At 52.1% G+C, this 24,592-nt stretch carries 20 protein-coding genes and 1 pseudogene; 7 read left to right on the forward strand and 14 right to left on the reverse strand.

Annotated elements, in window-relative coordinates; translation table 11 throughout:
- The 3 genes from KW062_RS26115 to KW062_RS26125 all read right to left on the reverse strand — a co-directional run bounded on the left by KW062_RS26115 (nt 1) and on the right by KW062_RS26125 (nt 3,018).
- Nucleotides 1-750, reverse strand: a complete 750-nt coding sequence (locus KW062_RS26115) for an alpha/beta hydrolase family protein (protein ID WP_105754409.1) — start codon at nt 748-750, stop codon at nt 1-3.
- Nucleotides 740-1,849, reverse strand: coding sequence for a DUF3182 family protein (locus KW062_RS26120; RefSeq protein WP_105754408.1), 1,110 nt, complete (start codon nt 1,847-1,849; stop codon nt 740-742). The genes KW062_RS26115 and KW062_RS26120 overlap by 11 nt, the downstream gene beginning before the upstream one ends.
- A 176-nt stretch (nt 1,850-2,025) precedes the next feature.
- The gene (locus KW062_RS26125) at nt 2,026-3,018 is read right to left on the reverse strand and encodes a GlxA family transcriptional regulator (RefSeq protein ID WP_105754407.1); all 993 of its coding nucleotides are present in this window, start codon (nt 3,016-3,018) and stop codon (nt 2,026-2,028) included.
- A 95-nt stretch (nt 3,019-3,113) separates the two neighbouring features.
- Here KW062_RS26125 and KW062_RS26130 point away from each other — a divergent pair, with 95 nt between their 5' ends.
- Nucleotides 3,114-3,662, forward strand: coding sequence for a cysteine hydrolase family protein (locus tag KW062_RS26130; RefSeq protein WP_105754406.1), 549 nt, complete (start codon nt 3,114-3,116; stop codon nt 3,660-3,662).
- A gap of 480 nt (nt 3,663-4,142) precedes the next feature.
- Here KW062_RS26130 and KW062_RS26135 read toward each other — a convergent pair whose 3' ends face one another.
- Complete coding sequence (locus KW062_RS26135; protein ID WP_105754405.1) at nt 4,143-4,616, reverse strand: antitoxin Xre/MbcA/ParS toxin-binding domain-containing protein; 474 nt, start codon at nt 4,614-4,616, stop codon at nt 4,143-4,145.
- 501 nt (nt 4,617-5,117) lie between these two features.
- On the opposite strand from KW062_RS26135, the gene KW062_RS26140 reads away from it, so the two are divergent.
- Nucleotides 5,118-5,945: a hypothetical protein gene (locus KW062_RS26140; RefSeq protein ID WP_105754404.1), complete on the forward strand. Its 828-nt coding sequence runs from the start codon at nt 5,118-5,120 to the stop codon at nt 5,943-5,945.
- A 281-nt stretch (nt 5,946-6,226) separates the two neighbouring features.
- On the opposite strand, the gene KW062_RS26145 is transcribed toward KW062_RS26140, so the two are convergent.
- Entirely contained in the window at nt 6,227-6,847 is a 621-nt protein-coding gene (locus tag KW062_RS26145) for a tyrosine-type recombinase/integrase (RefSeq protein ID WP_105754403.1), read from the reverse strand.
- A gap of 158 nt (nt 6,848-7,005) precedes the next feature.
- On the reverse strand, nt 7,006-7,404 hold the full coding sequence (locus KW062_RS26150) for a hypothetical protein (protein WP_105754402.1): 399 nt from the start codon (nt 7,402-7,404) through the stop codon (nt 7,006-7,008).
- A gap of 436 nt (nt 7,405-7,840) precedes the next feature.
- Between KW062_RS26150 and drt3a the strand changes: the two genes are divergently transcribed.
- Nucleotides 7,841-9,187 carry an antiviral reverse transcriptase Drt3a gene (gene drt3a / locus KW062_RS26155; protein ID WP_105754401.1) on the forward strand — a complete coding sequence of 449 codons (1,347 nt, stop codon included), beginning with the start codon at nt 7,841-7,843 and terminating at the stop codon, nt 9,185-9,187.
- On the forward strand, nt 9,180-11,228 hold the full coding sequence (gene drt3b, locus KW062_RS26160) for an antiviral reverse transcriptase Drt3b (RefSeq protein ID WP_105754400.1): 2,049 nt from the start codon (nt 9,180-9,182) through the stop codon (nt 11,226-11,228). The genes drt3a and drt3b overlap by 8 nt, the downstream gene beginning before the upstream one ends.
- Nucleotides 11,229-11,643: 415 nt before the next feature.
- Here the strand turns inward: drt3b and KW062_RS26165 are convergent, their stop codons facing one another.
- A complete protein-coding gene (locus KW062_RS26165; protein ID WP_177433253.1) occupies nt 11,644-13,110 on the reverse strand; it encodes a DUF1254 domain-containing protein in 1,467 nt (488 codons plus the stop codon).
- Nucleotides 13,111-13,468: 358 nt separating this feature from the next.
- Between KW062_RS26165 and KW062_RS26170 the strand changes: the two genes are divergently transcribed.
- Nucleotides 13,469-14,473, forward strand: a complete 1,005-nt coding sequence (locus tag KW062_RS26170; RefSeq protein ID WP_105754465.1) for a DUF1214 domain-containing protein — start codon at nt 13,469-13,471, stop codon at nt 14,471-14,473.
- Between the two features lie 84 nt (nt 14,474-14,557).
- Here the strand turns inward: KW062_RS26170 and KW062_RS26175 are convergent, their stop codons facing one another.
- The 3 genes from KW062_RS26175 to KW062_RS26185 form a co-directional block, all read right to left on the reverse strand.
- The gene (locus KW062_RS26175; protein WP_256351152.1) at nt 14,558-15,352 is read right to left on the reverse strand and encodes a transporter; all 795 of its coding nucleotides are present in this window, start codon (nt 15,350-15,352) and stop codon (nt 14,558-14,560) included.
- A gap of 50 nt (nt 15,353-15,402) precedes the next feature.
- Nucleotides 15,403-16,509, reverse strand: a complete 1,107-nt coding sequence (locus KW062_RS26180) for a DUF1254 domain-containing protein (protein ID WP_105754397.1) — start codon at nt 16,507-16,509, stop codon at nt 15,403-15,405.
- Between the two features lie 143 nt (nt 16,510-16,652).
- Nucleotides 16,653-18,158 (reverse strand): DUF1254 domain-containing protein, encoded by a 1,506-nt coding sequence (locus KW062_RS26185; RefSeq protein ID WP_177433251.1) that lies wholly within the window; start codon nt 18,156-18,158, stop codon nt 16,653-16,655.
- Nucleotides 18,159-18,418: 260 nt separating this feature from the next.
- Between KW062_RS26185 and KW062_RS26190 the strand changes: the two are divergent.
- Nucleotides 18,419-19,036 (forward strand): annotated as a pseudogene (locus KW062_RS26190) (tyrosine-type recombinase/integrase); the annotation flags it as partial.
- A 513-nt stretch (nt 19,037-19,549) separates the two neighbouring features.
- On the opposite strand, the gene KW062_RS26195 reads toward KW062_RS26190, so the two are convergent.
- A complete protein-coding gene (locus tag KW062_RS26195) occupies nt 19,550-19,840 on the reverse strand; it encodes a helix-turn-helix domain-containing protein (protein WP_105754395.1) in 291 nt (96 codons plus the stop codon).
- 84 nt (nt 19,841-19,924) lie between these two features.
- Between KW062_RS26195 and KW062_RS26200 the strand changes: the two genes are divergently transcribed.
- On the forward strand, nt 19,925-20,401 hold the full coding sequence (locus KW062_RS26200; RefSeq protein WP_105754394.1) for a hypothetical protein: 477 nt from the start codon (nt 19,925-19,927) through the stop codon (nt 20,399-20,401).
- A 234-nt stretch (nt 20,402-20,635) separates the two neighbouring features.
- Here the strand turns inward: KW062_RS26200 and KW062_RS26205 are convergent, their stop codons facing one another.
- Genes KW062_RS26205 through KW062_RS26215 form a run of 3 tightly spaced genes read right to left on the reverse strand, consistent with a single transcriptional unit; the run spans nt 20,636 to nt 24,592 of the window.
- Nucleotides 20,636-21,040, reverse strand: a complete 405-nt coding sequence (locus KW062_RS26205; protein WP_105754393.1) for a hypothetical protein — start codon at nt 21,038-21,040, stop codon at nt 20,636-20,638.
- Complete coding sequence (locus KW062_RS26210; protein ID WP_105754392.1) at nt 21,040-23,073, reverse strand: integrase; 2,034 nt, start codon at nt 23,071-23,073, stop codon at nt 21,040-21,042. Before KW062_RS26210 ends, KW062_RS26205 begins: the two co-directional genes overlap by 1 nt.
- Nucleotides 23,066-24,592, reverse strand: coding sequence for a site-specific integrase (locus KW062_RS26215; protein ID WP_105754391.1), 1,527 nt, complete (start codon nt 24,590-24,592; stop codon nt 23,066-23,068). The genes KW062_RS26210 and KW062_RS26215 overlap by 8 nt, the downstream gene beginning before the upstream one ends.

Here is a 24,592-nt window from a genome sequence, read left to right on the forward strand (position 1 = left end):
TCACAGAATCCGCAGCCGCTCGCCGACCACCATTTCGGTCACCCAGTCGACCAGGATCGAGGTGTAGGCCTGTTGCGCCACCGGATCGCTCAAGGCGTGATCGGCGCCGTCGATGATGCGGTGAGTCAGCGAGTGCGTCTGCTGGCACGCCGCGCGGTAGCTCATGATGGTGGCGTGGGGTACAAAGCTGTCGGTCTCCGACTCCACCAGCAAGACATCACCGGTGAACTGTGAACAGGCATGCAGCGCCCGATTGCTGTCGGCACGCACCAGCGTACTGCGGTAATCCAGCAGGTCCTGTTTGTCGAGGTCGCGCTTGGGGGTGTGCCATTGCTCGTCGCGATACAGGGCCGGCACGCGCATCGCCAGCCAGCGTACTGGGCGCAACGTGGTGAGGATGGCCGCCAGGTAACCGCCATAGCTGGTCCCCACTACGGCAACCGCAGACGTATCGATCGCCGGGTGCGCGAGCAAGCGGTCGTAGGCCGCCAGCAAGTCCTTGAGATTGTCTTCGCGGGTGACCCGCGCCAGCGGAATCCCGATGTCGCCGGTGTGCCCGCGCAAGTCGAAGGTCAGGCACACGCAGCCCAGCCCGGCGATACCCTTGGCGCGCTCCAGGTCCCGTTCCTGACTCCCGCCCCAACCGTGCACGAACAACACGCCCGGCACCTTGGACTTTGGGCTGAGGAAGGTCGCGCTCATCTGTTCATCGTCGATGTCGATTTGAATGCTTTCGCTTCTAGCCGTCATAAGAGTTGACCGTTACGTATTTGAGAAGAAATTCACTGTTTTCCGCCGGGCCGCGATACACCTCTATCGCACCGGCCGGCAACGGTGAATCGAGATAGGTTTCCACCGAGGACACGCGAATCACCTTCAGCCGGGGGTCGTTGACGAAACATTGCAACGCGGCCACTTCAGCGCTGCTGGCGCCACCCATGCGCCAGGACTGTTCAAGCACTCCACTGCAGCGTTGGCCCTGGGCATCCAGGCCCTGAGCGATGTCGTAATTGCGCCGCGAGGCGTAGAAACCGGGGTATGCCTCGTCCGCGGCGGCGTCAAACACTTGCGCCTGCTCGATGGCCAGGCGCAAGTCTTCAGGCAGATCCAGGCCGAGCAAGTCGTCGTAGTAGCCCCGCACCACCAACAGATCCGAACCGCCGTAGACCTGCTCGCCCTGCCCGTCTTCGGTCAGGTATTGCTGCCCGCAGTAACTGAGCACGGTGTCGCCGAAAAAGCTCTGGCCGACGCTGTGGGTGATGACCTTCTTCAGGTCCTGTTCCAGCACCACGCCGCTGGTGAACTGTTCGGCAATCTCGGGGCGCATGAGCAGTTGCCGGAAGGCATCGAGGTTACGAATCACCTCCTGGCCACGCCCGGCACAGGCGTGAATCGGTTTGAGACGAATCGGCCCCCGCTCCAGTAATTGCTCGGCAGCAGGCAGGGCATCGTCCAGAGAGAACACACTGATCCCCTCCAAAACCACTTTGCGCACCCGTTCGGCGAACAGCGGCGCCCAGCCCTGGGGGGCGATCGCATCGCGGTTCAGCAAACCATGGGTGATCGCTTTGGTGCAGATAAAGTCATGATCGACGTAGCCGCCCCATATGTCCTCCGGGCCGCTGACGCCTAGCTGCCGCGCCGCGGTGCCACCTACCAGAGTCTGAGTCGGTAGCAGATACAGATCGCTGCCGCCGTGCAGTGCCGGGTCGTAACTGCCCGCAAAGGGCAAGTCGAGGATCTGCGCCAGCCAATGGGCCAGCTTCCGGTTAGTCTCTACCTCATGGAGAGGCGCCTGGGGTCGGATCGAATGGGCAACTACGCGTTTGTTGCGGTTTTTCGGGGTCATGCGTCCCCCTTCGCCTGCGCTCGATGGATATAGCTTTGGGAATTGCAGGGATCGGGCCAACACCTCAATGCGTCTGGGGCTAGTACCAGGTAGGCACTACGGCGTTCGGTGCTGGCTCAACGCCTGCCTTATTCTGCACGACTCTCCTCGACTTTCCTGCGTTTTGCACGATGGCACTAACGCGCCACTGCCGCAGGCGACACGCCGAATCGGTTGCGGTAATCGCTGGGGGCCAACCCGGTGATCTTCTTGAAGGTGGCACGGAACGCCCCCGGATCGGCATAGCCGACATTCCAGGCGATGTGATCGATGGTGCTGTTGGTGAACTCGAGCATTTCCCGGGCTTTGCCAACCCGCAGGTGCTGACAGTACTGGGTCGGTTTCAGTCCGGTGGCGGCACGAAAACGCCGCAGGAAGGTGCGCTCCTCCAAACCCGCCTGTTCGGCCATGGCCGTCAATGAAACCTCCACCGCGCCATTGGCTTGCAGCCAGTGCTGGACCCTGAGAATCGCCCCGTCGCCATGACCGAGAATGGGCGCAAAGTTGCTGCCGCACTGGCTCGCACTGTCGCTGTGCTCGACCACCAGGAAGCGCGCGGTGCCAGTCGCGACGGTAGGGCCCAGGAGCCGGTCGACCAAGCGCAAGCCCAGCTCCGACCAGGCCATCAGGCCGGCAGTGGTAATCAGGTCGCCATCATCGACGATAGGCTTCTCGGCATTTAGCCGAACCCTGGGATAACGCTGGGCGAATTGTTTGGCCGAGGTCCAGTGGGTGGTGGCACTGCGTCCGTCAAGCAGACCGCTTTCCGCCAGCAGGATCGAACCCACGCACACCCCGCCCAAGGTCGCGCCGCTGGCGTGTTGCTGGCGTAACCAGTGGATCAGCGCCGGAGATGCCTGGCCCTCGGAAAAACCAGCGATCGACGGCGGAATCAACAGCGCCATCAACCCGCCATCTGGCCCGGGAGCACTGTCGAAGACACGTTGGGGGGCGTGGGCAGCGTCCGCCTGCCAATGACTGACGCGCAGCACCGGCAATTGCGCGCTCAGGTATTCGGCGGCAATGCGATTGGCCACGCCGAACAAGTCAGTCAAGCCATGGACCGCGGCCATTTGCGCGCCGGGATAGATCAGCACGCACATCTCGACGACTGCGCGTTCTGCGCCCATTGTCAGTTTTCCCCTTGTTATTGTCGGTGCGGCCAATTCTCGTTGCGCATGGCAGCCTCGATACTGAGCCCACACACACTGCAGAGGAAACACCCATGGCCAAGCAAGCGCTCATCGTAGTCGATATCCAGAACGACTACTTCCCCCAAGGCAAATGGCCACTGGTGGGTGCCGACGCCGCCGCTGACAACGCCGCCCGCCTGATCCAGGCGTTCCGCGAAGCAGGGGATTCAGTGGTGCATATCCGCCACGAATTCACCTCCGAGGAGGCGCCGTTTTTTACCCCGAACTCCGACGGCGCCAAGCTGCACCCGAAAGTGCTCAACCGTGACAACGAACCGGTGGTGCTCAAACATTTCGTCAACTCGTTCCGCGAAACCGAGCTGAAATCGATCCTCGACGAACAGGACATCAAGGAACTGGTGGTCGTGGGCAGCATGAGCCACATGTGCGTCGACGGCATCACCCGCGCAGCCGCGGATTTCGGCTACAGCGTCACCGTGATCCACGACGCCTGCGCCACCCGTGACCTGGAGTTCAATGGCGTCGCGGTGCCGGCGGCGCAAGTGCATGCAGCGTTCATGGCGTCCTTGGCGTTTGCTTATGCCAGCGTGGTGTCGGCTGATGAGTTTCTCGCTGTCTGAGTCCGCAAATCCATTTTCCCAGGCATAAAAAAACCCGCACTTCATACCGAAGTGCGGGTTTTGCTTTATCAGCTTGCCGCTTGCAGCTCGAAACTTACCGCTGCTTCATATGCGTTATTAATACCATGCATATGAAAAATGGCCATTTGAGCCAATAAAATCTAGCGAATCTAAGAAAAATGTAAAAAAAATCGTAAACTTAATCGCATATTGATTCGTTGAACTTTACGAAAAAGGCGGCGTGATGAGTCATCGAGTCAGCAGATGGGGTTGCTCAGTCAAAAAAATAGAGAGAACTTTTACAAAGGCAAAGCTAAAAATCTTATGCATTATCCAACTTCACCGTAAGCATTGAGGAGGTGCATGTCGATGTTCTGGCATGGGAGGAAGAGCGACCCAACGCGGTCAAAGGCGCATGAGATCTGGATTCGATGCCGCAAGAAGTACAGATCGCCATAACGGTTCCCCCAAGAAACGGATTTATTGATAAAGACCAAGGGCAATCCGATCTAGGTAGTCCTCGACTATCTGAAAGCCTACAGGGTTATCGATAACATCCAGGGGCAGGTCACCTTCCAAATACTTGCAAGGGCGCCCCAGCCATTCATCGGCGAGCTTCTGAGTGCCAAATACCATAATGGCGTGTTCAAGAACCTTGGCGTACTGGAATGCTAAAGCGCTTTGCTGAGAATTGAGCTGAGCGGGTTGATTGGTACTGCCTTGGCGTCGGATAGTTCTTACAGACTTGCCGACAATACGGCTCATGATCGTCTGCTTCGAGTACAAACCCAAGATCGAGAGCATATCCTGCACGTCTTTTAAGGCGAACCCTTTAATAGTGAGCCTGTAGATCATGATATCGCTGAGCTGGTCGGCATCGGCACGGAACAGGTATTCGGTTGGCTTACGTCTGACGGGTGCAGTTTTGACGGTACGGGCTTCGGTGGTAACCATGGTCGTTCCTCCTTGCGCGATGTTTGACGTTAGTATACCGACAAATGTCGCGCTGGAAGGCCTGTGTTCATAGACGTCTGCTCGAATGCTCGGTCCTGGGAAGCGCTATATCTGCTTAATGCGAATTGACTTAGAAGTCTCGCGCCTCGCAAATCACGGTCAATAGAATCAAGCGGCGCTCACTGATACTTCTGCCACTAGAGGCGCGATCAGCCTTCCGACACCGCCAGAAATCGGCCCTAAGCTGCCGGTGGCGACAGGCAGAAATCGGCCATTTCCGGTCAGTCGTGAAGGCTAACCATCGATCCATGCTGCCCATCTTTACGCTGGCCAGCGTCCGCTTTTGCGTAAGCCAAAAAAAGCCTTGAGAGGGGCGGCTTTCTTTGCAAGCGGTGGTTGAGAGACCTTGGCTTGCGCTTCCAGCTGGATACAGTCACTGGAGATAATCATACTCGCGCCAGACAAAAATGATGACATCGGCTCGTAGAGCAAAGGGAAAGCATGAGCAAAGTAACCAAGAAATCAGTCATTGGTGTTTCTATCGCCATGGCCGTCTCCATCTCAGCCATCGTTGCTGGACTTCATTTTCAGAAACAAAACCGATACGCCTACAACGCCGCTGTGGTCGAGAAGCTTACGACCTTGCCGTTTGAGACCAAAGCACTCACTGAAGAGCAAAAGTCCAAGGCGCTAGATGTCAACCAGGTCAAAAACCGCGCTTTGGTAACTGCCGGCCTCGCTCAGAACTATGACTTACCCGAATTCACACGGGAATATGTGCTTCTGCACAATGAAAACAAGGACAGTCCAAAAGATGAGTTCGAAGCACGTCGACGCTCATCAGAAGGCAGGTCTGCTGGCGAAGAGGCCTTCAGGAAATACCGGGCTGAGTTTGGAAAAACCGCGCCTCGATTCCTCACTGCGAGCGCAGTCATCACACTAGGCCGCTATGACTTCAAGGCCCAGGCTTTCAATGTGAGAACACCGCAAGGTCGTGGAGGGCCCTTCCCGGCTGCATTTTTCCGGAATATCAGCGATCCAGGCCTGGTGCGTGGGGCTGGCTCCAGCAGTTTTGAGCGAACAGTCTCCGCAACAAGAGCCTATCAAGTCTCCCTACGCATGTGGGCTGTTCGTGAAAGCGTGGCAAAGGACATCGACACCGAACGCTTCGCAGTCTATGCAAAAAGCTATTTTGATACGTTGTTCTCTACGTCAACGGGAAAGGGGTTGATGCTTTACTGCGTCCAGGTCGATTTGTTTGCAGATCCTGAAATGACAATCCCCCTCGGTTCCCAAGGCTGCAACAGCTTCAACGTCACAAGGCTCTAATTTTCCAACGTATCCAAATCTCAATCATATTGGTCAAAATAGCAGGAGGGTGCAATGAACCCCCTTGCCGGCTGCATGAGCAACTTATGGCGGAGAGAGCACAATTACGCAGTCTCGTTCGCTGACCTTGACTCGGCGTCTCAGTCGGACAGCATCGGCTGCGGGATCGAATCAATGTGGCATAAATTCCTTAACTGTTCGCTGCGTGAATATCTGCCGGTTACGACCGGCCGGTATGGGTCGGACAGCGACGGTCTGGCATCGACCGTCGCAGTGGGTGGTCAGACTTCGGTCTGTTCCGCCAATTCCAGGGCGTCATCGACCTCGATTCCCAGGTATCTGACGGTGCTTTCAAGCTTCGTATGACCGAGCAGGAGTTGGATAGCTCTCAGGTTCTTCGTCCTGCGATAGATCAGTGATGCCTTGGTTCGCCGTAGCGTGTGGGTACCGTACATAGTTGGGTCAAGGCCAATGGCTGTCACCCAGGCTTTGACTATTCGAGCGTATTGCCTGGTGGAGAGATGATCTGAGTCGTGCAACCGGGTCGGAAACAAGAAGTCCTCACTGCGGAGTTGGGCCTGATGCATCCAAGCCTCCAGAACCGTTCGGGTTTGCTCAGTGATTTCAAATTGCACTGAGTGCTGAGTTTTCTGCTGCATCACCATGGCCCGTGACGACACATGTTCCCCATGGGCTATGTCTCGTACTCGCAGCTTGGTTAAGTCGCAGGCACGCAGTTTGCTGTCGATGGCTAGGTTGAAGAGAGCCAGATCCCGTGTCTTCTCCGCAAGCTGGAGCCTGACCCGGATGGCCCAAATATCTCTGACTCGGAGCGGGGTTTTCTGCCCGACAAGCTTTCCCTTGTTCCAAGGCTGATGGCTGCATGTAGCAATAGTGTTCATGGTTTGTCCTCCACGTTGAGGGAGGACAAGGATGGATCAGTCACACAGCGTGGGGGGCGCTATCCGACCCGAAGCCGCCCTTCGTGAAGGGCGGAGATCGGCCAAAAGCAAACCTGTAGGAATCATCCAATACGGCGTCAAGAAGTTTCAGTGAAGGATCAGCCGCAGACTTCGCGCAAAGGAATTCTTCCCTTTAGTTCAAGCCAATAAGCCCCCTTAAAAAGTACGATATCTCCACTCGTGAAGACTTCATTTCTATTAAAAGTCTGAACGGCGCGTGGTGCCGCACCGCTGTCAACCGCTTGGCACATGATCAGATAACAAGCAGCGCCCGCTTGAACCAACTTCACATGACGCAAGCGCTCATCAGCCCCTAGGTCATGAGAAGGTGGGGTTTCTTCAGAAATCCAGATGAATCGTTTCTCTTCAATTTTCTGCGTTCCATCCTGCCAGACACGCATAAAAACAGTTCCGTCTGACGCCCTGACACTTCCCCACGACCAGCGCACGTTGTTAAGTGGAGCACCAAGTTTTTCGAACATTTCGGCTTGACTCATTTTCAGCATCCTTAGAATTCACGATCAGAGTGCACAACAGCCGTTCGCGCGTCCTAACATTTTAAAAACTCAAAAAATTTCCGAATTGGATTGCATCATCTTGTTCGCTAGTACCTTGAATAGCTGAGAGGAGTCGGCTTCTGCCGTCCCGAATTTTAGCTTTCGGCGCAGAACCCCCCCCAAATATGACGGTGGCGACGGGCAGAGATCGGCCCAAAGCGCCCCCATCGGATGACTTGAAAGTCAGAAGACTCTTCAACCAATTGCGGATTCGTTGGAGATTTTGCATTGGGAGGGTGTGCAGCTGAAACGAGCATTGCCCAGCCAAATCTGTCTTTAGACCGGTACCGCGACTCGCAAATCGGGTACAGTCCCATAGTGAGCATATCGAAATAGCTACTTAACAAGAATAAATTATGGAAGGGTCATATTGTCTATGGATCAGTCTTTCTCAATAAAGAATCTTAATGATCTGCTCAAAGGTGATAGAGAGAAGGGTGGAGATCTTGAAGAACGGTATATTCCTGCTGCCTTCGATATAAGAGTAAAACTCTACGAATTGAACAAACTTAGATCATTTTCGAAGTACCGATTCCGCACTGGGAAAATTACGCCAGCGCTCTATGAGAAGCGTATATCACGCCTGGCGCTGGTTATAGACAAGCGCAAAATGCAGCACGGCCGCTTAATTGATCTTGAGCTTGAGAGAGTCTCTAAGATAATTAGTGGAAAAGAATTCAGAATAAATGTAGCTCTACTACCAGCTCTCGTTGGCGGGAAAAAAGTTTACGGAGTCGGGAATAGTTTAGATCAAGTTCTCGCGATTAGATTTGTTCAGAGAACACTGAAGGTTCTTTATGAGATCCGCATGCCGTCACGCGATATACTAGTTAGTCAAATAAAGTCATTGGCTTTAGATGGCGTACCGAAATACATAATAAGGTCGGACGTCGAGTCGTTTTATGAGTCTGTCAGACACAAGGAATTGCTTGATGGAATTCACCAGGCCCCGGAGCTATCGGTACTGATTAAAAGAATTTTAACGAGACTAATGAAAGATTATGTCGTCGTTTCTGGGGACGAAAACGGATTGCCCCGCGGCATAGGAATAAGTGCATACCTATCTGAGATATATCTGTCGAGTATTGACGCTGAAATTAGACGGCAAGATGATTTATTTTATTACGCCAGATATGTTGATGACATGGTTCTTATGTACGCCCCTCAGCGAAAGGAACTCGCAGCGAAATATTTAGAGACTCTCAGTGAAATACTTCGTGGAAAGGGGCTAAAATTTAACGATAAAACGAAAACCATTGATTTGCTCGATGAGTTCAAAGGTAAATTTGATTACCTTGGATATACATTTGACGTATCTAGTAGCTCTTCCGGTGTGCAACTGAGTCAAAGAAAAATTAATAAATATAGATCGCGCATCGATAAGGCTTTCTCAGATTACAACTCAAAGTTCACATTCATTCCGGAGAAGTCTGAAGAGGAATTGATACTCAGGTGTCTTTTTTTAACCGGTAATATGCGCTTGTTTAATAGGAAAAGCAACGCCTTCATCGGTGTCTACTTTAGTAACAAATATATAACTGATGCCAGCCAGCTTTCCGGGCTAGATCACTATTTTCGCAACAAACTAAAAAGCGTAGCTAGTCCATCATTGGTTAGAAAGCTCTCGAAACTATCTTTTGAAAAAGGTTTCAAGGAAAAATTATTTAGAAACTTTGATTCCAAGGAGCTTTCAGAGCTTTCGCGAGGTTGGAAGCATGTCTAGAAAAAAAGCATTATCTATAAATTTTCCTGTAGAGCGGGTGGTGTTGTCTGATGTGCTTCCATATGAAGTTCCGATAGTCTTTTCGAATAGGTACTTTTATAGATTCCTATGTGAGCACGATGTTAAATTTAACGGAAATAGAATTTCATGGAGGTATCGCGATGACGTGCTGGACCATCTTGTAAAAATGGCTTTAGGTGTTCAGTCAACTAAGGTTGTTAAACATATTGCCGACAATGACAGATCTGTATCCTTAATTGACCTAGACAAATCAGACCTTGTTCATACCGTTCCTTTCGTCTTCTCGACTACGCATAAACAGGATCAGTTGCGCCAGTTGTCGCTAATGCATCCTAAGGGTCAGTTACTGGTGGTAGACTTCTACGACCAATTTAAAGATCTGATGATATATTACACTGGTCGAAGTGAATTCAGTCTGCGATCACCAAGACGAGTTGCTGGGTGCACTTATATTGACTTTCGCTCGCAAATTGAGCGACAGGATAAATCTGATACTTTGGTAGAAGTAGATGGCGAAAACTATGAGAACTTGAAGTCTTTTTTCGTATATGAGCGCTTCAGTAATGTTTTCAAGTTTTACGAGTCGAGAGAACATCTCCTAAGCGAACGTGATTTCCGAAATCTTACGAAATTCGACGTTTCAGGATGTTTTGATAGCATATATACTCACTCGTTAGCATGGGCGATATACGGAAAAGATTTTGCCAAGCAGAATCTTAAAACTATATTAGGGTCATTTGCGGGCAAATTTGACTCATTGATGCAAAGGTTGAACCATAACGAAACTAACGGAATACTAATCGGCCCTGAGGTTTCAAGAATTTTTGCTGAAATAATCCTCCAGGCAGTTGATATTGATATTGCAGGTAAATTGCTTGAAAAGGGATATGTACATAACACGGATTTCAAAATTTATCGCTACGTAGATGATTACTTTGTCTTCTATAATAGTGACGAAGTTTGCCATCAAATAAAAATGACACTTCAGGAAAGCTTAAAGCTATATAAGCTATCATTGAACAAGGGAAAGGAGGAAACTCTAGGTCGCCCTATAATCACGCCGATATCTATCGCAAAAAAGCGTATCTCAGATCTTTTTGATCGTGCACTAGTCTATGAAATCGCTTCAGAAGTGAAGGATGGAGAAACCTTGCCACGGGGGCAAATTTATATTGGCAGATCTTCGCTTATAACGGACTTTAAGTCCATTCTTGCAACCTCTGGCGTTAACTACGGCGAAATTCTCAATTACTCCCTTTCAGTCGTCGAACGCAAAATAGGCTCTTTGATTGATTCTTATAAAAAAATAGAGAAAGTCAGCGGTACCGATAAGAGTTTTTCAAAGTCAATGGAAGCTCTTCTAGGTTTTGTGTTTTTTATCTATGCGGTATCGCCAAAAGTCAACACAACCATTAAGCTTTGTCGAATATGTCAGCGCGTTCTTTCTTTCTATAAGGTAGAGCCCATAGGGTTAAGCTATGAGGCATTGATCTCGCAAGTGATATACGAAAGATGCCGAAGTGTTATGGATCATAATTCAGATGGCAAAAGTGCGAAAATTGAGGTTATGTATCTTCTGGTTTTAATGCGCCAACTTGGTAAAAACTACCGTATAGATGAAAAAGTGCTTGGCTATAGCTTCGGCTTTGAACTTTTAGATGGTCATTATCAAGCGAAATCTAGTCTGAATTATTTCTCCATAGTGACTCTTCTTTTTTATATAGAGAACAAATCTCGTTATTCATTACTAAGAAGCGCTTTGGAAAAACATATACTGGAGAGATTCAGGCTGAAGCAGGACTCGTTGGTCGGTGACTCTGAAATGATTCATTTAGCGTTAGATCTTACCGCATGCCCCTTCGTGAGTAACGAGACCAAGATCAGGATTTTACAGTTATACGGCTTGCCTGCAAACTACCTGCTGAGAATTCAAAAGTATAGCGAGTATTGGTTCACCAAATGGGGAGAATTCGATTTTTCTAAAGAGCTAGACGCTAAGGTTAGTCAGGAAGTATATTGAGCAGGATGCATCACGCACATAGAAGACCGTTTGCGGTCGCACACACCAGCATCATGGCCCGGTTGTTCTATGCACGAAAACCTTGCCTCGTTGAATCCTCGTGAGTTCTGCGGTCTTGACTCCTTCACTTTCCTCATAGCTTTAGGCCTACCAGGGGAGTGAAGGAAGCTCGATTACTTCTGCATTTCAATGCGCTATGGATCGCTGCATAGCTTTATAACGCTTTGAATATTTAGATAAAAGTCCTCTGTAGCATAATTCTAATCGCCAGTTACGCGTCGCCCGCAGTCATGCCGAATGGCTGCATTTGGCCGTTTGCTGCCCGTTGCGATAGGCAGCGACCGGCCAAAAGCAGTCATTTGGCATGAGCCAGAATCTTGCTATTGACCGGCTTTCGGCCGCTAGCGAGCCAGCATCATTTGACTTTCTTGATGACCGGCGGCTTCCAACTACCATCGAGGATGGCCTGCTCACCCCAATACGCTCGGATGTACAAAGAGATGTTCTCTTTTGGCGAAGGCAGCCAGTTGGTTTCCTTGTCCTTGCCCGGCGATGTTGGTCCCACGTACAGCGTCAGCGAACCATCGGCATTGTGCTTCAGATCCTTGTTCTTGGTGCCCAGGGAGTAACGCTTGAGCGGGTTGTCGCTAAACAAGTGATGCTGGTTGTAGAGCGTCAGTGACCAGAAGCCCTGAACCGGTGGCTCTTGCCCTTTGGCGAAGGTGACTTCATAGCCATGACTACCATTGAGTTGAGCACCGGCCCCATCAAGATCACTGTAAAAATATTGAGTTTCATTGGGTCGGTTGTCGAACATGTTCGACTTGGCCGTGCCGGTGCGATTGTAATAGTCCACACCCCACTGGGCGTTGTTGGCGGATCGGTTCCAGCCATTGCCGGCCGGACGACCGTTATATTTCCACTGGAAGAACGGTTTGATCACCTCCTGCTCAGCTTGCTTGGCTACCTCAACGATTGCTTGCTTGATGGCAGGGTCCTTGGCTGCGGCATCCATCAACTGCCGAAATTGAGCGTAGAGTGATTCTTCACCGGGTAGCGGTGGAACCATTTTCAGTATTTGCGGGAACTCATCAAAGAACTTCTCGGGGATCACCCATTTGGTTTCACCGGCACTGGCAGAGGATGCATTCGGATTAGGGATGATGGGCGATTGCTTCCAGTCAACGGTTTTCATTTTCCCGTCAAAATCGCTGAGGGGGTAAAAGACAATCTGGTTGAGACTCTCCTGAATAGCCTTGCGATCTTCGGGCGTGCTGTCCATGAACACCCGTGGTATGACGTTGGCCAACGCCGTGGGACTGCGGATGATGCCTTCGACGCCTTCAGGTTTCTCACCCTTCCAATTGGGCCCGACCAATAGATAAAACCCGGGTTTGGTTTTGTAAGGCTTACCCACTTCGCCAAACTGGTCGGTACGCTGGTCGTACAGGGCATAGACCCAGAAGCGATCACCGAAATCCGGCACCTGCGCAATGACCGGTTGCTCGTCCAGCGAGAAAAAGCCCAAGCCATAGGTCACATCCTGGTTTGGACAAGTGACGAAGGTCTCTGACGGCAGAATGTAATCATGCAACATCGAGACGTGGCCGAAGGGTGCCACCGGTAGAATCCCACCCAGCAGACCTGGCTTGGGCGCCTTGGTGATGGTCTGACTGCGGTTGAGCATGTTCACCATTGGCCAACCCCACACATATGCCATACGCGCAATGGTCTTGGCGTACTCGATGTGCATGGTCACATCGCTTGTCGGCTGCGTAAGGCTCGCAGGACTGACTTGAGCTTGCTCCTCAGCGTGGAGCGAAGGCGCACAGAAGGCCAGAACGGCCATGGCTGATGTAAGGGTTTTTAAAGCGTGTGTCATCGTCGACTTCCTCGCATGGTTTGACATCTGCGGCGTAGAGTCGAATTGATGGGCTGGTGTGAAAGTCTTGTGTAGCGGACACCCAGCATCCGTGCTCCCCGACCGACGCCTAGGAGTCTAGATGGCAGGTGTCATATGGCAAGAATGGCTTCTGGTCGATAGTTGGACAGTTTCAGAACTGCCCGTTTAGCTTTCGGCATGCCCCGCATCATCTCTTTTCTCGACTACGCTTCGGGCTGGAGGTTAATCGTACTTTCCTTCACGCGATCTCGATTACCTGGTCGACACTCTCGTCAGGTTCGCAACTACTTCTTAATTGCAGTCGATGGGAAATAAAGGAATAGAACCAATGATAAGCATGAGAAAGATTTTGCTCTGTATTACCCTCTTGGGAACAGCCACTGCACACGCCGGACAGCAGGTGACGCCTGACAACTACGCCCGCGCCGAAGTGGACGAATCCTATAAAAATATCGTCAAAGATGTGGGGTCGAACGCCTTTCGCCACGATAGGGCGGTTATGCCCTTGGACAAGCAGCCTGCGGTCACCATGAACCGTGACACGGTGTATTCATTTGGTGTGTTTTACGTGCCCGAGGGCACAACCATCACCTTACCGAAATCAGCTGACAATCGTTATCAGTCGGCGATGATCATGCAGAACGACGACTTCACCGATCAGGTTTTTTATGCGCCGGGGACTTTCGAGATCAAGTCGAAAACCGAGTTTGCGGCGGTGGTCATGCGTACGCAGATCAATCCTAACGATCCTGGCGACACCCAAAACGTCAAAACACTTCAGGATGGCATCAAGGTCAATTGGCCAAAAGGCACGGTGCCCAAGGAATACAAAATCGTCGACTGGGACGAAGCCAGCCGTATGAAACTGCGTTCCGAGTATCAAAAAGAAGCCGCCAAGTTGACGAATTTCAACGACACCTCAGGCGCTCGTGGGGTCATCAAGCCGGAAATGCTTCGACTCAGTGCGTCAGTTGCACTTGGGCTTTTGCCGGCGAAAGATGCCGTGTACCTCTACCGTGATTACGGTTTGAGTGGCGACAAATGCTACAAAGCGACCTATGCCAAACCCGAGATTCTGGAGGGCGGGTTCTTTTCCTTCACGATGTATGGGGCCGATAAATACCTGAAAAGCGAAGACTCCAACCTGAACAATCGCGCCATGCACTTCAATGAAGACGGCACCTTCACCGTGCACTACGGCCCGAAAGAGAAGTGCGGGCAGGTTGCGAATTGGCTGCCTACACCGGGCGATAACTGGTACCTCGGCATGCGCATCTATCGCCCTGGCGAAGGTGTTATCAGCGGCAAATACACCATACCGGAACCAACTGCCGTCAATTAGGCGGTTCACTTCAGCGCTGAGATTCTGCAAACCCTTAAACAAGCTTTGGCCAGCGGGCGGGACACCAGCTGGCCAAAGTGTTTTTCAGCGTGGGAATAGCATGGTGATGGCGAAACGAAAACCCCAACCTTGTGGACCATCGTCAGGGCTGTCGAGCCAATAGCGCGGCCCCGCTTGCACTGTCAGTGGCTGGCCGCCAATTTTCAGCAATTGAGTCACCGTCAGGTTGACCGGCACCGACCATTCGCGTGATTGCCAGTTGTAAGTTGATTCAGTGTTCACCCCCCACGTGGTCAACGTGCTGGTGGTATAGGAGAGGAAGGGTTGCAGGAAGGTCTGGTTGACCTTGTCCTTGTCATCCGGCGGACTGCCGTCCAAGCCCCAGATATGATTGGCCAGAATACCGTGCGTCCAGCCGTTTTCCTGCTTCAAGGCAACGGCGGTCGGACCAATCCCCCACTGTTCGTTACCGAGTAACTCGTCGCTGCCGGTGGGAATCAAAATCGCCGGGCCCACTCCGAGTATCCATCCACTGTCAGTGGGCTGTTTGGGCGAAAAGAAAAAACTCTGGGTGATGTCGCCGACACCGGATTTGTCCGCCGCGCCATTGGCTGCCAAACCGTGCTGGTCGATGACCGGCAGGATGGTACGGGAGATAAGATTCCAGTCATCATTTAATGAAAACGGCAGCACCGGTTGAATATTGGTGACGCTGTGCATGCCGTCACCGGTCGGGCCTATCTTCTGATCCCAGTTGTACTGCACCGGCAGGCTGTACATGGCCGCGACCGGATTAAGCGCTTTCTTGGCCAGCTCTGCCGAGTCCTCTGCCTGAGCCCCCGGCATGAACCCCAGGATTGCGACGAGCGTCGCCCCCATACTCCAACATGGTTTATCCATCCCCATACTTCGCCCCTATTGGTCAATGATCACTGGCTGACAGGCTTTGGCTCCGGCAGTTTGTACTCGTTGTTCTGAACCGACTTGTCGGGCATATAGACCCGGAACGCGAGTGTCCAATTGTCCGTGGGTGCGGTCAGCAAGTTCGCTGCATCCTTGCCGCAGCTTTGCGGGCTGCCAAAGTGCAGGGTGAAGGTCTTGCCATCCTTGTTGGGCACGATCTCGTGGTTCGAAAGGCTGGAGCCCTCCTCTGTGTGCAGGTAAAGATCATTCCCGTAAATCGTCATCGAATAGAACCCCAACTGCGGGTTGGCCATGCCAGGCACGGGGTAATTCGCGGTGTAGCAGGTGTCTTTCTTGACCTTGTACGACTTGAACGAATACCAGGCATGCTGGTCGGGCAATAGCCCGGTCGCCACGGCCACACCGACGTTGATGTCATCCTGCGGGATCGAGCCGCGAGCCCCCATGGTTTTGCTCACGCCACGGGTGTCGGCGACTTTCACGTAGTGCGCTTTCACCTGCTTCAGTTGCTCCTGGTTCCAGTCAATGGCCTTGAACGCTTTGGGTGTGTAACCCGCAGGGAAGCTGACCTTGTACTGATCCTGGATGGCATTGGCCTTCGCCACGTCGGCTGGATCATTCGGGTTCACCTGAGTACGGATATTGACCACAACAAAATTGGTGACTGTTTTCGGGTCGATGGTGTATTCACCCTCGCCGTAGTAGACGTTGTCGGTAACGTGGTCGTGCTGCATGACGTGCACGGAGGTGTAACGGCCATCGCCCTTGGGCACATGGATGGTGGCGCCGTGAGACGCATCGATGATGGCGAAGGAATACAGCGTATCGCGATTCATCAGCACGGCTGGCTGCTTGTCGAGTTCCATGGGTTTGCGGTGGTTATAGAACTTGTTGGTCGCGCCGAGCTTCACCTCATTCTGCATGGACTCATCTAGCGTGGCGAAAGCGAAATTTTCTGGGGTAACAGCAACGTTCTTTTCGTTGACCAGCGTCGACTCCAATTTTCGGGCTGCATCCAAGGTAAGGAGGGGTGTTTTATCCTCGGCCTGTGCAGCATGGATACTCGTTGCCAATAGACTCAACAGGACAGTAGTGGGTGCCAGTAACTTCATCGCAATCGCTCCTTGCAAAAATTAAAGTACAGCTTGTCAGTGATTCAGCAGTGCCTCCGGTTGATGGGAGGTCTGATGCCATTCGGCAGAAGCGGTCATCCGACACGCCGCTGCCACCATCGATGGGCCCGATTTTTTGTTCATTACTTCACTTTGACGACATCGTCAGGCTTCCAAGTTTGGTCGTAGAACGCGTCTTCCGCGCCATACAGGCGCAAGGCGACCAAGAAATTGCGACCGGGGATGGTCTGGATGAACGCGGAGTCCGCGACATCAGCAGGTTTGTCCGGCCCGAACCAGATTTCGATGGAACCGTCCGACTGCTTGGGAATGTCGTAATAACCGTTGGTGGAGGGCATCAGTTGCTTGGTCTGCGGCATGGTGCCGTCGGTGATGTTGTACGCCGTAACAGCCCAGAACAACGCTGCCGGAGCATTCGGCGGCAGACGCAGCTTGTAGGTGCCGCCACCTTCGAGATATTTCCCGTCCTTGTCGCGAGCGGTGAACGGATACTTGGAACCGGCGCCAGTGGTGTGCATCACCATTGCCGGTGCCGATGAATAGGCAAACTGGAAGAAGTTAGCGCGCTGACTCACGTCCAGGTAACTTTCTTGCATCCACTCCGCCGTGCCACCCGCCCAGGTGTTCTCGTACTGGCGATCCGCATAGTAGAGATTACGTTTGTCCTCGCGCCCCAACTGGCGGTTAGCCAGGATCATTCGAGGCGCCATCTCGACCGCCTTCTTCAGCAGGGCCTGTTGCTGCTCGGTGGGTTTGAACGGCTCACCCTTGATGATTCCGATGGACGCCAGCACCCCGCGCAGTTCCGGGTCAATTGCCTCTACCGGTTCGTAGTCGACAAACGCCTTCAACTTGGTCCAATACTCATTGTCCGTTGGATACATCATATTCAACGCCTTGCCACTGGCGTCAGGGAACTCCATGGGCTTGACGTCCTTCTCCGTCGCCCACAGTGGGTAGACTCGCGTAGTTTCCGCAGAATTAACCGCCGGCGCCGGGTCAGGCTTGCCGTCGCCCTTGGCCATCACGGTGCGGAAGAACAAGAACACGTTATAAGTACGCGACTTGACAACGAAATAGCTGGCCGGCACCGGCCCGGTGTAGTCCGGTGGCAAAATCAGATACAGGCCGCCTCGCGCGCGGTCTGGCCCCACGGCACCGACATCGGTGAGCGTACGCTGAAAGAAGTCGGTGAACATGCCGATGACGTTAGGTGGCGCCTTGACTACCAGCGGCCCGGTTTTCTTCAGATCCAGATAGCTCATGGAATAGATCACGTCCGCATTGGGCGTCGGCACCATGGCGCGTGAATCCATACGCTGCTTCCAGATTGGCAGCACGTTGTAGCCGCTTCCGAACGCTTTCTCCGATCCGTCACGCAAGCCAATGACATTGAGTGCCGGCAGCATGGTCATGTAGGCGTGAATCGCGCGCTGGTAGTACAACTCGTCACGCAGGGACTCGGCCTCCTTCGGATCGAGCCAGTTGCCATTATTGAGCTGTTTGAGCAGTGGAGAAGCAGGTGCCTGTTCCTCCGCACTGATCATCGGGGTGAAGCACAGCGCGACGACCAGCGTCGAGGCGGTCAACATCATTGTGACTGAAAGCTTTTTTAACGCGTGAGTCATCTTCGATGTCCTTGCATGGAAGCGTTTTCAATCGAAGCGTCGGATTGCTGCGGGGCCCTCTAGAGGCTTTGCTTCAGCATCCGTGCTCCCCATTTATGTGTTCAGGAGTCTAGATGCTGAGTGCCATATGACAAGGAAGGTCGATTGGAACGTCCGCTAAGGGTCGATTTATGCCTTTGCAGGCAGCTATGCGGCTGATAGCCACCACCAGCCATTGCGACCGATCCACCCTTGTCTTCCCTTAACGTGGAGGACGAGCCATGAACACTGCTGCTAGATACCGCCATCAGCCTTGGAACAAGGGAAAGCTTGTCGGTCAGAAAGCCCCGCTCCGCGTCAGAGATATCTGGACTATCCGAATAAGACTTCAGCTTGCTGAGAAGACGCGTGATTTGGCGCTCTTCAATCTGGCCATCGATAGCAAGCTGCGTGCCTGTGACTTAACTAAATTGCGGTTCCGAGACATTGCCCATGGGGAGCATGTGTCGTCACGGGCCATCGTGATGCAGCAGAAAACTCAACACCCAGTGCAATTTGAAATCACTGAACAGACCCGAACGGTTCTGGAAGCGTGGATGCGCCAGGCGCGTCTCCGCAGTGAGGATTTCTTGTTTCCGAGCCGCTTGCACGCTTCGGAGCATTTATCCACCAGGCAATACGCTCGAATAGTCAAAGCGTGGGTGACAACCATCGGCCTTGACCCAACCATGTATGGCACTCACACGCTACGGAGAACCAAGGCTTCGTTGATTTATCGCAGGACGAAGAACTTGAGAGCGGTCCAACTCCTGCTTGGTCATACAAAGCTTGAAAGCACTGTCAGGTACTTGGGAATCGAAGTCGATGATGCCTTGGAAATGGCGGAGCAGACGGAGGTGTGTTCATTCACAGCGACGGTCGTGCCAGACCGTCGCTATCCGTCCCTCTATCAGTCAATTGTGTCTAAAAGTCAGGGGGCCATTCAAATTAGAGAGCAGTCCTGGCCCACACCGAGCATGCAAAACCGTTGGAAAATCTAAACCTTTATAGCTCACAGCCATCACAATGCTCCTAGAGCGGACTGGATAGTGGCTTCTACGCTACCGTGAAAATTGTCATCTCGAACTATCTATTTTGTAAAAGTGCATCGGACGAACCTCGGCGGTGCTAATCCTCGCGAGGCACTGATAGGTAGACCGCCTCTGGTAGTCAGTCATCTGCCGCGCGAAACGAACGCCTTCAGGTGGTCGATTTCTACCATTGGGTAAAAAACTCCAATGGATCGACGATGCCTCCCATCACGAGCGGAAAGTCAGCCAAAACTGTCAAAAACTCAGTCGTTGCTTGGAACGCCCTGAAAAAATCATACAAAAAAAGATGCATTTAAGGCTCATTACCGAAACAGAGGCCATCTAGCCCTTGCCGCGCAATTCAATGGAGCTCAACTCCTCCAGCACGCGAGCCATAATCTCATCTGTGGACTCCTTTGCTCCATCAGCCTTAATGCAGCAATAAACAAATAATGTCGAGGGATGCACCCCAAGCGAAGACGCTAGATCATGGATTTTTTCAAGGCTCGGCGATTTTATGCCGCGCTCTAGATCGCTAACGAAGGGCTGGCTTGGACCCAAGGCCTCTTGGGATAGGCCTTTACTGAGTCGGATGTCGCGAACCGCTAATCCGAATGCCTTTTTCAGTTCCATTTACCGTGCTCGCAAAAGGAACGATAAAGCCTTTACAAAGAATAAAGCGCTATACTCTATTGAGTATTATGAGGAAATGACCTGATGTTCAGAACACCAATCGCCGCAGAGGAACCCATGTTTGGTCGCCTATTTGGCGATGATTACCGAGTGTGGAAATACGTGGAGCTCACGCTTGCACATGTTTGGTTTTATGTGAGTACTGTGGAGAGAGCCCAGACCATTGAGGTAAAAAGTATTCTGATGATCGACAGTGTTACGCTGTTAAACGACCTGCTATCAGCGTCCCACGCTGGGCGCTACGTGGAAAGCATTCACCTCGTTACGCCAAGCCGATTGAATGAGAGTGGCGATTGGCGTATGGAGCGATTGTTTCAGATAGAGCATCTGAGCGATGAAGGCTCGGAGGCCTATCTCTATAAAGTGCAAAACAATATTACCTACGTAGACGGCGATCGCAGCTTGACGGTCAATGAGAACACTCAACGCAGGGAGATTTTCATCGAGCGCCTGGAACAGGCACCTGAATCTAGAACAAAGCAGAAAGAGCCGTTATTTTAAATTATGCGCCACTCTACCTGACGTGCCAGCAATGACCTGACACCCCGGCTTCAAAAACGCGCGTCAGCCGATACTCATTGCCCTATCCGCTGCCGTTTGCCTCGCAATAACTCCTCATACCCTAGGCTGACGCAAAGTTGCTAACAGCCGCGCCTGGTAGATGGCGTAATGCCTGCAGACCTCTGCCGAGCATTTGTGTTCCTGTGACATGACTACGGGGCCCCTAGACCTAGCTTAGCTCTCTGAAGAACCTCTCCGGGCTCTCGGGAGTGGTGCTGCCAATTGTTGCTCCGTCAAACCGTGGCAATAGGCGTTGTATTGCCAGACAACGAACTGCTCCAATAACCCCTCGTTTTCATTGCGTAGCCGGGCATTTTCTTCCTCCAGGCGCTTGATACGTTGTGCTGCCAGAGAGAGAGAGACGGGGACTTTGGCTCCAACACTCAGGTCGCGCCTGCCTTTTTTATGCTGAAATGCTTCTTGGATTTTTAGGTGAGCACTTAAAGTTTGGCGCGTGGGTCGCGTGCCAATCAGCGGCGGCATCGAATCACACAACGCTTCCCACGTGAGACGCCCCTCCCAACCGTCCAACGCGTGAAGGATTTTTTCGATATCGACTTTCGTCAGATGTTTTGCCATCACCGCTCCTGAGCAAGTGATTTAGTTTCTAAAGCAACGCCTTCAGACAGCTTAGGCTGAGAACTTGTCGCTGATAGTTCACGTTTTAGTGGACTGAACTCTTGATCATTTCTCAACCGTACGAGCGCCCCCGCCTCGAGATCATCCGCCTGTAGCAGCGAGATCAGTTGGTTAGCCCGATCTAAGGTTTTTTGCTGATGGACTGTCCAGCGGTCCGCGCCGTAATAGCCCTCTCCCAATGCCTGTTCCGCCTGGGCGAGTTGCAAGGCAATCGCGTCGCGCTGCAATGTCAGTCGAGCCAGCTTTTCATCATCACCTTTAACGCACACCTGCTCACCACAGTTCAAACAGTCCCTGTGCTTCTGACAAGGCAGCATCGAGTAATCATGTACACAAAATCCGAACTCGGTGACGTGTGCCATCACATCGCCGATGGCGCCTAGGTCCGCCAATGTCACCGGCGCATGAGCGGCAATTTTTCCTAGCGGACCCGCCAAAGCCGTGAGCGCAGGAAAGTTGTTTATTTTTTCCAGATGCTCGTCATCGGTCATGTGGTTATAGGTGTTGTTCTGAGATACGTTTGCACGTCCTGACCAGCGCGCTATGTCGAACTGACCCAAGTCACCACGCTGTGCGGTGGTATTCAAAAAGTGACGCACTTGGTGGGTGGTCAAACTGACGCGACTGCCGTCCGGATTTTTATAGCCATTTCGATCCCATACGGTCTGCATCTCTCGGGTGCCGCTGGTGATGGACAACGCACTGCTGATGCTACTGCTGCCCGGCCCCCAGATGATAATCGGCGACACGCCTCGCTGATGATGCAGTTCATTTGCCCGCATACAGAACAAGCTGTCAGACCACTTGAGCTGCAACTGTTTATTTTTCCAGGGGAAATCTTTGGGTAACCGCGAGCGCGCATATCGATTGAGAATGGCCAAGGTTACTTCGTCCAAAGTAATGCTATTTTCGTGAAGAAAACTCGCTATGGGATTAGCTAAATTTTTGAGAAATGCTCGTGCGAAGCAAGGGAGCCCACGATACTTGACGCCCAACGCATCGCAGACCTGCGTAACAGTCAAGGGCGTATTGTCATCCACCGCAGGACAAGCCGCATGCCGATAAAATTGGTCGGGGTGATCTTCATACCACTTAGCCACGCGTCGACCTTCATCCGTCAACTCTTTGAGTCGCTCAACCGCCTTTGCTGTCACATCCTTAAACACAGTGGGAATCCACTTCACCGCAGGTCCAAAACCTTTACCTGAATAAAAACGCAGCCCCAACTTCGGCGAACCATACCGATCTTTTTCTGAATGCAAACAATCAAGTGGGAGATCGTGAACTTCAGAAATCCGTGCGGGTGCGCTCATCAACAGCGCAAATAGCGACACCACGTACTTATCGGCTAAATTTTGCGGATTATTGGAAAACATCTCTGCCATGTAGTTTAAAACATGCTCGGGTGGCATTTTATCTTGACTGGCTTTCTTTCCCTCGCGATCGGTTCTGCCTCCCCCTTTGGGTCCCGGAATCGAGCACTTCCAATGAAACGCTCTGCTTACCAACTTGTGCTCGAGCAAAAACTTAACGAACCGGTTCAGCTCTGAACTGGCCATGTTTCCACTAAATGGGTAACACTCACGCGCCACCGCTGCAGCGTGATCCAGTACCACCGGATCCACTAGAGATATATCGGCAACTTTCTTAATTTTCAGCAAAGCCGGCTCGATACAGCGAATAGGGACAATACTCCTGGCAGGATCCCGCGCGCTCGGATTGTGTGCTTTACGATATGTAACATAGGCCTTCGCAAAAGGAATAATGTCCGAATTCAGCAGGTCTGCAGCACTTACTTTCCGCGGGTTGACTCCAGCCTTGGTGAAGCCCACTACCCCGGTCCAAAAATTACTGTCCCAATTCACCTCTGGCCCAAACACGTCGAGGCCCTCCCGGCATCGAGTGATAAACTCTTGGACATTCGCCTTGGCGTTGGTATCGGAACCGGGCGTAAATTTGAATATCTTAGCCATTCGAACTCGCCTTCTTCACTCGCGTGCAGCGCTGGACCACTTCCGTTACCGCAAGAATCAGTCGGTCATTGGCCGAGGCGACTTTGACGTCCTGCGTGACGCCCCACACTCGATCACTGCTGGCAAGAAGTTCGGTCAGTACCTCTTCATGGGGCCCATCCAGCCATGGCTGGAAGTGCGTGCAGGTGTAACAGGCGATAGGCGCTAATGCTCCACAAAAGCCATAGCTGCCACACGTCCCAACATTCACCCGCCCATTGGTGATGCGGCTGCCGGGATCGTCTCCTCGAACGGCCTCCCGCTCCGATGTCACCAAAACACCCTGAAAGGCCTGAGCCAACGGCGCCAGTTGTTGAGCCACCGCTTTATCAATACGCTCCACAATGTCAGACAGACTTCTTATGTAACAGCCAGAACTTTGCAAAGTAGAGTGATCCAGTACCTCTGCCACGATGGCAATGCCGTAACCTTGATGGGCCAGGTTAGTCCCGAGCGTATACCTAAAACGGCGCGACCTCAGATCCAGAGGCTTCCCCGTCCTTTCGGAGAATATGCTGCACTTTTCCGAAAAACCGGTCAAAGCAGCATTACATATGCTAACGGTCGCGTGGACATAATCGAACTGCAAGAGATCAAACAAATCTTTCTCGGTTGTCTGACACGAGACGGCTGAAAAATCAGGAAAAAGCGGAAGCTCTTGGATAAGAGAGTCCGATAGAGGAAACTCAACGAGCGAATGCAACTTTTTTACAGTCTCAACTACCTGCAATTGCAATATCAGCCATAGATCTTCATCGATGGCGTAGCTTCTAAATGTGGAGCGCCACAGAGCATGGCGCTGCTTAGCGCGTGGAAAATTTATTTCATAACCGGCGATGCCATTTACTGTGGTTGCCCGCACGTCCTTGATCTTTAGGGCGACTATTTGGATCGAACGCCGCCCCGTGTGGAGTAACGTGAGGATCAAAGCGACTGTCTCCAACCCCAAACGACGCGTTGAATAACACGTGATAACACCATCAAGCACGCCCTGCATTTCAATGTCCGTCAACGGACCGTTCTGACTGTCCATCTGCAGGACTGCGCGCCCAATCTCATTTCCTTTTAACACCCAAGCCTGTAACGTCCTAATGAACTCCTCATTTATCCCTGGGTGACCTTGCATATACCAGGTAACAAAAAAACCTCTCAGTGAACCCAGATAATGCTCTGTCGATACATTCAGATTAGCGCGGTATGCGATCAGCGTGTCTGTATCCAAGCGACCTTTGGTAAACACAAAAAACATTTTCGCCCGATAAGCCATGTTGCGAGTATGTGAAGATGAATTATTTACCGCATAATAATGCAAAGTTTTCAGAAATGAGCACCTTAGCTCTTCGGATAAATCGTCAACCCACTCTAGTTCGATCTTAGTATTTTTATTAAGGCGCCAAGTACGGTCAGCTTTAGAGAACTCCCATCCGTCGCGAGACCGAGATATCGGCTGAGCATTGATTTTCTGATCCGCATTGTGCAT

The organism is Pseudomonas fluorescens, from assembly GCF_019212185.1.
Taxonomy (GTDB): domain Bacteria; phylum Pseudomonadota; class Gammaproteobacteria; order Pseudomonadales; family Pseudomonadaceae; genus Aquipseudomonas.

Coding starts and splice junctions, on each gene's coding strand:
- KW062_RS26215 (WP_105754391.1), bottom strand. CDS start 24,592: ATGCACAATGCGGATCAGAAAATCAATGCTCAGCCGATATCTCGGTCT.
- KW062_RS26210 (WP_105754392.1), bottom strand. CDS start 23,073: ATGGCTAAGATATTCAAATTTACGCCCGGTTCCGATACCAACGCCAAG.
- KW062_RS26150 (WP_105754402.1), bottom strand. CDS start 7,404: ATGAGTCAAGCCGAAATGTTCGAAAAACTTGGTGCTCCACTTAACAAC.
- KW062_RS26180 (WP_105754397.1), bottom strand. CDS start 16,509: ATGAAGTTACTGGCACCCACTACTGTCCTGTTGAGTCTATTGGCAACG.
- KW062_RS26115 (WP_105754409.1), bottom strand. CDS start 750: ATGACGGCTAGAAGCGAAAGCATTCAAATCGACATCGACGATGAACAG.
- KW062_RS26175 (WP_256351152.1), bottom strand. CDS start 15,352: ATGGGGGCGACGCTCGTCGCAATCCTGGGGTTCATGCCGGGGGCTCAG.
- KW062_RS26165 (WP_177433253.1), bottom strand. CDS start 13,110: ATGACACACGCTTTAAAAACCCTTACATCAGCCATGGCCGTTCTGGCC.
- KW062_RS26120 (WP_105754408.1), bottom strand. CDS start 1,849: ATGACCCCGAAAAACCGCAACAAACGCGTAGTTGCCCATTCGATCCGA.
- KW062_RS26130 (WP_105754406.1), top strand. CDS start 3,114: ATGGCCAAGCAAGCGCTCATCGTAGTCGATATCCAGAACGACTACTTC.
- KW062_RS26135 (WP_105754405.1), bottom strand. CDS start 4,616: ATGGTTACCACCGAAGCCCGTACCGTCAAAACTGCACCCGTCAGACGT.
- KW062_RS26170 (WP_105754465.1), top strand. CDS start 13,469: ATGAGAAAGATTTTGCTCTGTATTACCCTCTTGGGAACAGCCACTGCA.
- KW062_RS26145 (WP_105754403.1), bottom strand. CDS start 6,847: ATGAACACTATTGCTACATGCAGCCATCAGCCTTGGAACAAGGGAAAG.
- KW062_RS26185 (WP_177433251.1), bottom strand. CDS start 18,158: ATGACTCACGCGTTAAAAAAGCTTTCAGTCACAATGATGTTGACCGCC.
- KW062_RS26200 (WP_105754394.1), top strand. CDS start 19,925: ATGTTCAGAACACCAATCGCCGCAGAGGAACCCATGTTTGGTCGCCTA.
- KW062_RS26205 (WP_105754393.1), bottom strand. CDS start 21,040: ATGGCAAAACATCTGACGAAAGTCGATATCGAAAAAATCCTTCACGCG.
- drt3b (WP_105754400.1), top strand. CDS start 9,180: ATGTCTAGAAAAAAAGCATTATCTATAAATTTTCCTGTAGAGCGGGTG.
- KW062_RS26140 (WP_105754404.1), top strand. CDS start 5,118: ATGAGCAAAGTAACCAAGAAATCAGTCATTGGTGTTTCTATCGCCATG.
- drt3a (WP_105754401.1), top strand. CDS start 7,841: ATGGATCAGTCTTTCTCAATAAAGAATCTTAATGATCTGCTCAAAGGT.
- KW062_RS26195 (WP_105754395.1), bottom strand. CDS start 19,840: ATGGAACTGAAAAAGGCATTCGGATTAGCGGTTCGCGACATCCGACTC.
- KW062_RS26125 (WP_105754407.1), bottom strand. CDS start 3,018: ATGGGCGCAGAACGCGCAGTCGTCGAGATGTGCGTGCTGATCTATCCC.